The 11,286-nt window shown below is 67.4% G+C and carries 11 protein-coding genes and 1 riboswitch; all 11 genes read right to left on the reverse strand.

Annotated features, from left to right (window positions below; genetic code table 11):
* Positions 1–38 precede the first annotated feature (38 nt).
* The 11 genes from CAP38_RS06710 to CAP38_RS06760 all read right to left on the reverse strand — a co-directional run bounded on the left by CAP38_RS06710 (position 39) and on the right by CAP38_RS06760 (position 11,086).
* Complete coding sequence (locus tag CAP38_RS06710) at positions 39–470, reverse strand: type IV pilin protein (RefSeq protein ID WP_086120278.1); 432 nt, start codon at positions 468–470, stop codon at positions 39–41.
* The gene (locus tag CAP38_RS06715; RefSeq protein WP_086120280.1) at positions 467–3,841 is read right to left on the reverse strand and encodes a pilus assembly protein; all 3,375 of its coding nucleotides are present in this window, start codon (positions 3,839–3,841) and stop codon (positions 467–469) included. Before CAP38_RS06715 ends, CAP38_RS06710 begins: the two co-directional genes overlap by 4 nt.
* A gap of 8 nt (positions 3,842–3,849) precedes the next feature.
* A complete protein-coding gene (locus CAP38_RS06720) occupies positions 3,850–4,578 on the reverse strand; it encodes a PilX N-terminal domain-containing pilus assembly protein (protein WP_179188476.1) in 729 nt (242 codons plus the stop codon).
* On the reverse strand, positions 4,578–5,339 hold the full coding sequence (locus CAP38_RS06725; protein ID WP_179188510.1) for a PilW family protein: 762 nt from the start codon (positions 5,337–5,339) through the stop codon (positions 4,578–4,580). Before CAP38_RS06725 ends, CAP38_RS06720 begins: the two co-directional genes overlap by 1 nt.
* On the reverse strand, positions 5,336–5,911 hold the full coding sequence (gene pilV / locus CAP38_RS06730) for a type IV pilus modification protein PilV (protein WP_086120284.1): 576 nt from the start codon (positions 5,909–5,911) through the stop codon (positions 5,336–5,338). Before pilV ends, CAP38_RS06725 begins: the two co-directional genes overlap by 4 nt.
* A complete protein-coding gene (locus CAP38_RS06735; protein ID WP_086120286.1) occupies positions 5,905–6,462 on the reverse strand; it encodes a GspH/FimT family pseudopilin in 558 nt (185 codons plus the stop codon). Before CAP38_RS06735 ends, pilV begins: the two co-directional genes overlap by 7 nt.
* Positions 6,456–7,022: a GspH/FimT family pseudopilin gene (locus tag CAP38_RS06740; RefSeq protein WP_086120288.1), complete on the reverse strand. Its 567-nt coding sequence runs from the start codon at positions 7,020–7,022 to the stop codon at positions 6,456–6,458. Before CAP38_RS06740 ends, CAP38_RS06735 begins: the two co-directional genes overlap by 7 nt.
* A gap of 109 nt (positions 7,023–7,131) precedes the next feature.
* Positions 7,132–8,256 carry a bifunctional diaminohydroxyphosphoribosylaminopyrimidine deaminase/5-amino-6-(5-phosphoribosylamino)uracil reductase RibD gene (gene ribD / locus CAP38_RS06745; protein ID WP_256924328.1) on the reverse strand — a complete coding sequence of 375 codons (1,125 nt, stop codon included), beginning with the start codon at positions 8,254–8,256 and terminating at the stop codon, positions 7,132–7,134.
* A gap of 4 nt (positions 8,257–8,260) precedes the next feature.
* The gene (nrdR, locus tag CAP38_RS06750; RefSeq protein ID WP_086120290.1) at positions 8,261–8,710 is read right to left on the reverse strand and encodes a transcriptional regulator NrdR; all 450 of its coding nucleotides are present in this window, start codon (positions 8,708–8,710) and stop codon (positions 8,261–8,263) included.
* Positions 8,711–8,729: 19 nt separating this feature from the next.
* A complete protein-coding gene (glyA, locus tag CAP38_RS06755; protein ID WP_086120293.1) occupies positions 8,730–9,974 on the reverse strand; it encodes a serine hydroxymethyltransferase in 1,245 nt (414 codons plus the stop codon).
* A gap of 51 nt (positions 9,975–10,025) precedes the next feature.
* Positions 10,026–10,169, reverse strand: a riboswitch (ZMP/ZTP riboswitch).
* A 32-nt stretch (positions 10,170–10,201) separates the two neighbouring features.
* The gene (locus tag CAP38_RS06760) at positions 10,202–11,086 is read right to left on the reverse strand and encodes a lytic transglycosylase domain-containing protein (RefSeq protein ID WP_179188477.1); all 885 of its coding nucleotides are present in this window, start codon (positions 11,084–11,086) and stop codon (positions 10,202–10,204) included.
* Positions 11,087–11,286: the final 200 nt, after the last annotated feature.

Here is an 11,286-nt window from a genome sequence, read left to right on the forward strand (position 1 = left end):
GGGTTTGCAGCCCCCTTGCCCGGATCAGGGCTGCAGCGTCAGCGGCTCCAGCATTCGTCGGCGCTGGCCGGTACGGCCTGCCCCGCCACCTGCACCTGGCTGCGCGCTCCCGTGTGGTCCAGCCGGAAGGTGCCGCAGGCATCGGTGGCCTGTCGTCCGGAGGGGGTGGCGGTCAGTGTGAAGGTGGTGGCCGTGGTGACCACGGTCACCGAGTAGCGCGAGCCCTCCACCTTGAGCAGGTCGGCCGGAATCTGGGCCACGGGCGGGTAGGTGCCCTGGGCGGTGGCCACCCGCTCCAGCCACTGGCCCACCTGCATCAGCGTGGCCCGGGCCTGGCCCCGGTGTCCCCGCATCACGTACTGCTCGTAGCTGGGCAGGGCCAGCTTCAGCAGCACCCCCAGCAGGGCCACCACCACCATCAGCTCGATCAGGGTCAGGCCGCTCTGGCGACCCGTGTGTGGCCGGGTCATGGGAGGATGCGCCAGTCAACGGTTCTGGGGGTGGCGCTCTGTCGCTCGATCTGCAGTTGTTCCCGCTGGTTTTGCCTTTCGTTTGGACCGCCAGTCCCGCCAGTCCCGCCAGTCCCGCCAGTCCCGCCAGTCCCGCCAGTCCCGCCAGTCCCGCCAGTCCCGCCAGTCCCGCCGCCTTTGCCCACATTCGTGCTGATCAGGAACAGCTGCCTCCCGGATTCCACCTGCAGCGATTCGCCATTGCCGAACTGCACCCGGGACGCACTGGACAGATCCAGCGTGGTGTCCGGGCTGTAGAACACCGCGTTTTTAGGGGCGTTGCCGGTGAGGCCATTGAGCACCATCACATAACCCTGTTCGGAGCGGATCGAGGCCGAACACAGTCCTTCTTCCGGCGAGGTGGGGGGCACCTGCGTTTCGTACCGGATCAGCTGCCCATCCAGCAATTGCGGGTGGCTGAGCAGCCGCTCACCCGCCACAGGCAGATCGATGTACCAGCCCCGTGGTGCCGTGGCCAGCGCCGTCGAGTACGCCACCGACACGCGCGATGAGTTGACGAAGCTGCGCATGTCGAAGCTGTCGGCGGTCTTGGTCACCGGTCCGGTGAACGACTGTTCCACCAGGCTGCTGCGGGCCGCACCGGCCGCGATGTTCGGACCATGCTGTGCTGTGACGCCCTGCGCGGTGCGGGTGTAGCGGCTGGAATCCCACACGCCATAGATCGTCTGGGTGGTGGTGTCCCTGCGGTCCTTGTCTTCCAGCAGCTGACCGGTGCCGAAATTCAGCACCAATCCCCCCAGCGGATGGATGAGCCAGGTCGGGGCCACCAGGATGGGCTGCGCCTTGTTGTTGGCGCTGCGCACGGTCATCAGCGGCTGGCAGGTGCTGGTGGCGCTGTTGCAGACACTGGCGCTGTTCCATGCCGCCACGCCCCATTTCAGGGGGTCGGTGCTGGTCAGGTCGAACTTCCACAACTGGCCCAGCAGATCGCCGGCATACACCACGTCGATGGTGCCGTTGCCGTCCACATCGACCGGTCGGGGCGCACCCAGCCCGTTGCCGCCGTTCTTGGCCGCATGGGCCACCAGGTAGCTGATCTCGCGGACGCCATCGAGGTACTGGATCAGCAGCACCGGACGCTCGTTGATGCTGTTGACCCCGTTGCCCATCAACAAGGCCCAGCGACCGTTGTTGAGCTTGACGAACTGATCGGCGCGGATGGGGTTGGCCACGTCCGTCGTGGGACTGGTGACGATGTGGCCGACGTCTTCGAAGCCACTGTAGCCGGCGGTGACCTCGGCCGAGCCCAGAGACCGGTCGGCCACGACAGTGGCGGCCCGCTTGATTTCAGCGGGTGCGGTGGAGGTCACGTCCAGGACCGCAAAACCCCGTCCGCCAGCGCCCAGCGGGCTCACCACCATGGTTTTCCATAGGGGCGTGGCGCCATTGCCGGTGCCGCTCTGGCTGACATCCACATCGCCTGCGAACGGGCTGCCGTCGACCAGGTACTGGTGGGTGTAGGTGGGGGAGGTATAGGACAGAAGCTTGGGATAGACGCCCAATGGCACATAGGCCAGCCGCTCAACCCCGGTGTTGCCGTGAAAGCCGTGCAGCATCCCGTCGTTGGCACCGATGAAGACGGTGGGGGCCCGCGGCGACCCGCCGTTCACTTCGCGCACCCATTTGCGGAACTCGGCGTGTCCCGGGTATTCGACCGGGTAGACGGGGCTGGACGCATTCACCCACAGGTTGGAGTTGACGATGGTGCCCAGCCGGGACCCCCGCGTTCTCAGCGTGCCTCCACTCTGGCTGGCTTCCTTGTTCCGATCGCCCCGCAGGTAGTTCAGGCGGTCCTGGCCCTGCGCATCGGTACCGCTGGTGCCCTTGAGGGCGTTCTTCTGGGCGGTGGTCAGGTTGGCCCACAGAAATTCCATCGCCTGCGACCCGTTGAACGTCATGATCACCCGGTTGGCCGGGTTCGCGGCATCCAGCAGCGTGGCCGCGCTCCAGTTGGGGGTGGCTTCCACATTGACACTGCCGGCGGTCACATCGGATGAAGTCACGTCGCCCATCCAGGGTTCCGTCTTGAAGGAGGCCAGGTAGATGAACCCGTCCTGCCGCAGCTTGCGTGTGTTGGCTGAGATGCTCACCGCTCCGCCGAGGGATTCCGACTGGATGGAATCCAGGATCGACTTGAAGGCGTTGCCCAGATCGGCTGCCGTCTGGCTGGGTATGTAGCGGCCGCGCCCGTTGAGCGCTGCATGCCAGAGTTCCTGCGCACGTCGGCCGGCGGCGGTGTCGAAGGGGCAGGGGTCGTTCTGGCTGGCGCCGCACAGCGGCGACGCCCAGGTGGTCGTCCCGCTGGTCAGACCGTTGACGCCGGCACCGCTGTACATGTCGCCTGTCCAGACCGGATCGCCTGCCCAGGTGGTGGCCGCGGCCGTGAAGCCGATGGTGTAGGTGACGAGGTGCTGCCAGGTGGCCGGGTTGTTCTTGGGATTCCAGTAGGGGGCCAGCGTCTGCGTGCCGATGGTCTCCGGGGTGGTCACGTTCTGCCGGAACCGCACGTTGTCGGTCAGATCCGGCCGCAGGTCGGTGGACCAGAGATGGAAGGCCAGATCCGCAAAGGTGCTCAGTTGGGGCGAGCCCCAGGGGTCCCGGTACAGGCGTGTGGCGGTGTTGCCGCTGGACACGTCATACCGCACGCCGTCGGGCAATCGCTTGCTGCTGCCATCGGCGTTGCCCTCCATGCTGATGCTGTTGCCGTCGGTCTGTCCTTCGAACTGTCCTGTGTAGTTCCAGGCGCCATCGGTCATGAAGACATGAAACGACTTGCGGCAGGAGAGCTCCTCCTTGTTGGCGGTGTTGCCGGGTTCGTTGCGCCACGGGTTGTAATCGCCCTTGGCCTTGAAGTAGTCGGCCACGCGCTGGGTGGCCAGATGGGATGCCGTGTTGTTGGAGCCGGTGGCCGGGAAGTACAGCTCCTTGTCGACCCAGTCGAGAAAGTTCTTCCGGTGACCGGGGTCCAGCAAGCGCATGCCGTTGTAGGCCCCGCAGGCCGGATCGGTGGAGGCGCTCAGTGGCAGCATCCGGCACCGGTTCAGGCTGTGCCAGCTCAGGCGGATGACGCCATCGGGGACGCCGGTGTCGGCGAATGTGGCCTTCAAGGCGTCTTTCAGGGCCTGCAGGCCTCCTGCCCCCAGGCTGCGCGAATCGTCGATGGTGAGCATCACGTTGGGTGGTGGCTCCTTCACACTCGCCGGCGGGCTTTGGGACAGCACCATCGGCGTCGCCTGTGCGCCGATGGTTGCCAGTCCCATGAGCACCGCCAGCAGGGAGGGACGTGATACGTGCACTGGAATGGTTGGCATGAGTGGACTCACGAGCTGTTGGATTTAAGAACCAGAACCGATCGGACCCAGACCCGTGTGCCAGGTCTCATGCCCTGCACATGTGCCGTGATGCGGAAGACGATGGGGCTGTTGTTTGGGGGCAGCGGCACGCCGAACAGCGGCCGCGAGGTCTGTCCCATCGAGTTGTAGGGAAATACCTCCACCCAGTACCAGGCCCTGGGTGTGGTGCGGGACAACAAGGGGTTGCCGGCTGCCTGTGCCGTTGCCCCCGTGAACTGCCCGTAGGTGGCCGCCACGCCGGGCTGCGTCAGCGCCGCGACGTTGTCCTTGAGGAACTGCGGGGTCCAGGTGCCGGGATTGCCGGTGAAGCAGATGCCGTCCATGCAGCTGTTCCCGCTGCCGATCACCGGCAGCGCCGCCATGGCGTAGTCCTGATTGTCCAGCGGAAACCACGGTCGACCGCCCAGGTTGTCCCGGCAACCGATCACGGCCCGGTTGGTGCTGCAGAGGGTGTTGTCGAACCGATATCCGCGAATGTCGAGCTCGGCGTCGGCCAGCAAGGCTTCTGCAGCCGCCAATGCCCGCTGTCGGTCGGCCTCGCTGCCCACCATGCGCTCACTCAGCCATTGGCTGCGGCTGGTGCCCAGGGCGGTCAGCACCGCCAGCATCATGAGCACCATCACCACGATGACGGCAGCGCCTTGCTGGCGGTCACGCGCGGCGCTGCAGGGCAGTGTTCCGGAGAGGCTTCGCATCATTTCCCTGCTTCCAGGACATTGCGGATCTGGAAAACCCGCACGAAGCTGCGTCGCAAGCGGCCGTCAGCGGCGACCACCTCGTCATTGCAGCCCGTGGTGTCGGTGCTGACCTGGGCCGGGCGTTCACCCACCAGGCGCAGGCACACCATCACGGCCGTCACGGCACTCCAGGCCACAGGCTGAGTGCTGTACTGGAATCCGGCGGGTGTGTTTTCGCCGTACCAGACCTGCATGTCTTCGACCCCGCTGGCGATGGATGCGGTATTGCTGACCCCTGTGCACGAGAGGTTGCCGTCCACCAGGGAGAACTGGTTGATGATGTTGACGACGCCTCCGGCCGGCGCCAGCCCCAGGCAGTCCCTGGCATCGGCCCCCACATCGTTCTGCAGGCTGGTCCTCAGCACGTCCGGGGCCGTGCCACCGCCGTCGGAACCCGATACCGGCAGCGGCGCCTCGGCCACGCCGTAGCCCGTGTAGCCGCTGGCGAACTCCACCGTCCCGGTGTTCGCGACCGCCAGCAACGGTCGGGCGCCGGCCTGTCTGAGCTGCCAGCCGATGATGCGGAAGGCGGTGTTGGCGTCCTGCTGCAGGCGCCAGGCGTCTTCGGCGGTGGCTGCCGAGAGTCGCACGAAGACCAGGCTGGAGACGGCAGCCAGGGTCACCATCAGCCCGATGGCCATGCCCACCAGCACCTCCACCAGCGATAGGCCCCGTTGCCGCGTCGGAGGCTCGCGCCTTGTCGAATGTCCGGGATTCATGGCCGCAGGAACGACAAGTGGCATATGTAGTCGGCGGGGCAGCTCACGCCGGCCTGGCCGGCACCGCTTTGCCCGAGGCCATCCTTGACCTCGTCGGCCGCCGCGAACAGCGTCTGCATGGCCGCTGATGCGGTGCTTTCCTGGCGTGCGGTCAACCGTCGCCAGCGGAACAGCACGCCATACTGGTTGGTGTCGGTGGCCGAACGGAACACCATGGCGTCGCCCTCGGGCAGCAGTTGCGCGACGGCGCGCTTCCATTGCCAGAGGTCGAACTGCGCCAGCTCCGAGGAGGTGCATGGCCGGGTCTGGCAGTCCACGGGCGCGTTCGGCATCGTGTCCCAGTTGGTCACATAAAACGCTGCCGGCTCTGCGGTGGCGAACAGCTCCACGTTCAGCAGCATCCGGTCCAGCAGATCGGAGGCCATCTGTGCCGCGGTGTTGCGGGCCGCGCTGTTGCGCGTCTCGCTGAGCGTGCGTATCTGCAGGCCTGCCATGGCCAGCAGGCCGAACGCGACCACGAACAGTGCGATCAGCGCTTCCAGCAGCGTCGTTCCCCGTTGACGGCTCAGCATGGCCCCGTCCCTGGCTTGTAGCGAAGCCGAGTCCCGGTCGAGAAGCACAAGGAACCGGCCAGTGCCACGTAACTTGTGTCGGCGGGACTGAGCTCGAAACGCTGACCCAGGATGACCGCCTGAGCGAACTGGTTGAACTGCTGTGTCTCTGCCGGGTCGGTGGCCTTTCTCAGCCGGGTTCCCGGTGGCACGGAGACCACCTGCAGCCGGGTGTCACCGGCTTCTTCCAGACCGTCGGCGTCCATGTCCACGAACGCAGTCCAGCCGCAGCTCCAGTCTTTGGCGTCGACCAGCGGGGTCGCGCACCCGGTGACGCGACGCAGCGTGACCGTGTTGCCCCTGGCCAAGGCTTCGGCCCGTGCCTGCTGCATCGACTGCATCAGATCGGTGCGCAGGCTGTCGATCCGGTACCGGACCACCATGTCGGCCATCACCGGCGCCGCCATCGCCGACAGGATGGTGAGGATGGCCATGACCACCAGGATTTCGACCAGCGTGAAGCCCCTGGATGCGTCTGGGCGTGCCATGGCGACTGGCCCTGCCTTCAGCATGCCTGCCGGATGTCGATCACCTGCAGGCGGGTCCCGCCGTACAGCAGGCACAGACGCTGGCCGCTGCCGGGGGCTCCGGCTGGCCGGTCGGGCACGATGGTGAGGCTCTGCAGTGCCACCTCGGTACGGCCCAGGGGCGAGTAGGTCAGGCTGTCGCGGTTCGGGCCTTCCAGCAGGATCCTGTGACCCGGGATGGCCTCATGGTGTGACAGTGGCGGTTCATCGGGGTCGCGCTGGTGGTTGCGGTTGCGGTCGATGAAGCTTTCCCAGCCGCAGCGCCAGTCGCCCGGGTCGGTGGCCTCCGGGCAGCCGGCGATCCTGCGCACCGTCACTGCCCGGTTGCGGTTGATGGCCTCGACCCTGGCGGCGTGCAGGCTGTTTTCCAGGTCCTGCTGCACCCCGCTGACCCTGTAGCGTTCGCCGATGCGGGCAAAGCTGGGAGCGGCCATGGCCAGGAGGCCCCCCAGGATGGCGACCGCCACCATGGTCTCGATCAGCGAGAGTCCTCGCGAAGCGGGAGAAAAGGGGGGTGTGGGCAGGGAGGTGGTGGGCTGTTTCATGCCCGCCACTGTAGAGGTCGGTAATAGCTACAAAGTATTCATATCGACAGATGATTCAGGATCATCGACGAATGGATGAATGCTTTTTGATCGATTGTTGGCGGACCGATCAGCGGTCGACCTCGGCCCGCAGGCGGAGGTCATCGCCGATCGGTGTCACGTCGATCCAGCGAAGGGCCACGCCATCGGCCAGTCGCTCCAACTCCCCCAGGTGTGCCAGTCCGGCGCCCTGCCCGAGCAACCGGGGCGCCAGATACACCAGCAGCTCGTCGACCAGGCCGGCGCGCAGCAGCGAGCCGTTGAGCTTGTAGCCCGCCTCCACGTGCAGTTCGTTGAAGTCGAGCCTGCCCAGCGCGTCGATCATGGTCGGCAGATCCACCTTGCCACCGTCACCCGGCAGGCACTGCAGGTGGGCACCGCGGGCGGCCAGCGTGGCTTCGGCGGAAGCATCGCGCACCGCGTGGAACAGGTGGATGCGGCGCGGCAGCCCGCCGTGGGCCGGTTCGAACAGCCGCGCATCCGGCGGTGTGCGCAGGTGGGAGTCGACCACCACCAGGTCCGGTTGGCGCGACACCGGCAGCCCTCGCACATCCAGCCGGGGGTTGTCTTCGGCCACCGTGCCGATGCCGGTGAGGACCGCACAGGCCCGGGCCCGCCAGGCATGTCCGTCGGCCCGGGCGGCAGGACCGGTGATCCACTGGCTCTGGCCGTTATCCAGGGCCGTTATGCCGTCGAGCGACGCGGCCAGCTTCATGCGCACCCAGGGTCTGCCGCGCTCCATGCGGGCGAAGAATCCGGTGTTGAGTTCGCGCACCGCCCGGGCCAGCGGATGATCGCCGGGCAGCAGGTCCACCGCGATGCCGGCCTCGCGCAGGCGATCCAGTCCGCGGCCAGCCACCAGCGGATTGGGGTCGCCACAGGCGACCACCACGCGGGCCACCCGGGCCTCGATCAGAGCGTTGCAGCACGGTGGCGTGCGCCCGAAATGGGAGCAGGGCTCCAGCGTGACGTGTGCGGTGGCGCCTTGCACCGGTTCGCCGCGGGCGGCGGCGTCGCGCAGCGCCATGACCTCGGCATGCGGGCCGCCGGCCTGCTGGGTGTGGCCGGTGCCGATGACGCGGCCATCGGGAGCGACCAGCACGCAGCCGACGCACGGATTGGGATTGGACAGGGTGAGCGAGAGCCGGCTGGCATCCAGCGCGGCCTGCAGGTGGATCAGGTCGGCGTCCGACACGGGATCAGCGCTTGACCTCGTCGACCAGCGCGCGGAATTCGTCGATGTCCTCGAAGCTGCGGTAGACGCTGGCGAACCGGATGTAGGCCACCTTGTCGAGCTTCTTGAGCTCGCGCATGACCATCTCGCCGAGCCGGGCCGCCGGCACCTCGCGGGCGCCGAGGTTCAGCAGCTTCTCTTCGATGCGCTCGATGGCCGCGTCCACCTGTTCGGTGCTCACCGGCCGCTTGCGCAGGGCCAGCGCGAACGAGCCACGCAGCTTGGCCGGTACATAGTCCACGCGCCGGCCGTCCTTCTTGACCACCGCCGGAAAGCTCACCTCCGGTCGCTCGTAGGTGGTGAAGCGTTTCTCGCAGTGGCCGCACTGGCGGCGGCGGCGGATGAAGTCCGCGTCCTCCGAGACCCGGGTCTCGACGACCTGGGTCTCCAGATGGCCGCAGAACGGGCATTTCATCGCGCGCCGCCGGGGGGCATCACTTGTACACCGGGAAGCGGGCGGTCAGGGCGTTGACCTTGGCGCGCACCGCTTCGATGTTGGCCGGATCGCGCGGGTTGTCCAGCACGTCGGCGATCAGGTGGGCGGTGGCGCGGGCCTCCTCGTCCTTGAAGCCGCGGGTGGTCATGGCCGGGGTGCCGATGCGCACGCCGCTGGTGACCATCGGCTTCTCGGGGTCGTTGGGGATGGCGTTCTTGTTGATCGTCATGTGGGCCTGGCCCAGCACGGCCTCGGCTTCCTTGCCGGTTATGCCCTTGGCGCGCAGGTCGACCAGCATCACGTGGCTCTCGGTGCGGCCGCTGACGATGCGCAGACCGCGCTGGGTGAGCGTCTCGGCCACCACCTGGGCGTTGCGGATCACCTGCTGCTGGTACAGCTTGAACTCGGGGGTGAGCGCTTCCTTGAAGGCCACCGCCTTGGCGGCGATCACGTGCATCAGCGGGCCGCCCTGCAGGCCGGGGAAGATGGCGCTGTTGATGGCCTTCTCGTGCTGGGCCTTCATCAGGATGATGCCGCCGCGCGGGCCGCGCAGGCTCTTGTGGGTGGTGGAGGTCACCACGTCGGCGTGCGGGACCGGGTTGGGGTAGACGCCGGCGGCGATCAGGCCGGCGTAGTGTGCCATGTCCACCATGAAGATGGCGCCCACGTCCCTGGCCACCTTGGCAAAGCGTGCGAAGTCGATGTGCAGGCTGTAGGCCGAGGCGCCGGCGATGATGAGCTTCGGTTTCGTCTCGTGCGCCTTCTTCTCCATGGCGTCGTAGTCGATCTCTTCCCTGGCGTTGAGGCCGTAGGAGACCACATTGAACCACTTGCCGCTCATGTTCAGCGCCATGCCGTGGGTCAGATGGCCGCCTTCGGCCAGGCTCATGCCCATGATGGTGTCACCGGGTTTGAGGAAGGCCAGGAAGACAGCTTCGTTGGCCGAGGCGCCGCAGTGCGGCTGCACGTTGGCGGCGTCGGCGCCGAAGATGGCCTTGACGCGGTCGATGGCCAGCTGCTCGGCCACATCCACATGTTCGCAACCGCCGTAGTAGCGCTTGCCCGGGTAACCTTCGGCGTACTTGTTGGTGAGCTGGGTGCCCTGGGCAGCCATGACGGCGGGCGAGGCGTAGTTCTCGCTGGCGATCAGCTCGATGTGGTGTTCCTGGCGCGCGTTCTCGGCCCGGATGGCGGCAAACAGCTCGGGGTCGGTCTGTTCGATGAGGATGTTGCGGTCGTACATGGCAATCCTGAGGAGGCAGTCCTGTGAAGGGTTGGATCCTTGTGCGCTGACAAGGGCTGCCCAGGCGAACGGCTGAACGCACGCACCATCGGGTCCGGGCGGTGCGCTTCCCAGTGGTTGTCCCGGGCAGGCCGGGGGGCCACGTCAGCGGCCGACCCGTGGGGTGACCGCCTATCGCCAGTTGCGCACGCGCGGATTCTAGCCGAGCCCCCGGGCCCGGCGCAGGGTCAGGAAGGGATCACCGCTGCCGGCGAGGGTGACCCGGGCGGCACCACCGCCTCGATGTCGGCCGCCGGCACCGGACGGGCCGGCTGACCTTCCTGCTGCTTGACCGGGATCGGCTGGGCCGCAGGCGCCATGCGCGGCACCGGGCGGCCCAGTGCCACGCTCTGGATGCGGGCATGTTCGGCCAGCACCCGGTCGATGTACCACCCACCGTCGGTCGTGACCGCGCCCACGTACAGGCGCAGCCCGCCTTCGACCGAGCCGGCGCGGCGGATGGCGTCCTGCAGCACCTGGGCGCCCACCCGCAGGTTGGATACCGGGTCGAAGGCCGCCAGCTGCCCGCCGAAGTCTTCGTACTTGTCGGTGTGCACCCGGGTCAGCACCTGCATCAGGCCCTGCGCGCCCACCGGGCTCTGCGCGAACGGGTTGAAGCGCGATTCCACCGCCATGACGGCCAGGATGAGGGTCGGGTCGAGCCGGGCCTTCTCGCCCACGGCATAGGCTTCGGTCACCAGGGCGGCCAGCGGCTCCGGCGCCACCCGGTACTTGCGGCTGAGCCACTGCGTCACCTTGGCTTGCTGCTCCGGCAGGGCCGAGAGGTCGGCGGCGGTCACGCGGTCCACGGCTGTGGGTTCGGCTTCCACCAGCTGTTCGGTGGCGGCGGCTTCCTGGCGCTGCAGCAGCCAGCCCAGCAGCTGCTCCTCGGCGCTGGCGCGCAGATCGGCGCGGAAACCCAGCACCACCACGGCCACGGCCAGCACGGTGCCCAGCAGCGCCAGGCTGTTGTGCGTGATGTCGTAGAAGCCGCGGTAGGCATCGGCCATGGCGGTTCGGGTGGAAGCCAGGAACCGGCTGGAGGCCGTTGTCTGTCGCTTCGGGTTGTTCATGTGTCGCTCCTTTCGCGGCGAGGCCGGCATTCGCGGGAAGGCCGGTCTCGTAGGACGGGGGACGCCATCGGGTCCGGCACTTCGGTGCGCCGGGGGCCGACTCCGCCGGGTGGGGCGGCAGCGGTCCGGGAATACCCCTAAGGGCAAAGTTCGCGGATGGTAGGGAGGCGATCATATCGAGTCAATGTTTTAAACCTGGT

The sequence above is a fragment of the Hydrogenophaga sp. IBVHS2 genome, from assembly GCF_002127215.1.
Lineage (GTDB): Bacteria > Pseudomonadota > Gammaproteobacteria > Burkholderiales > Burkholderiaceae_C > Hydrogenophaga.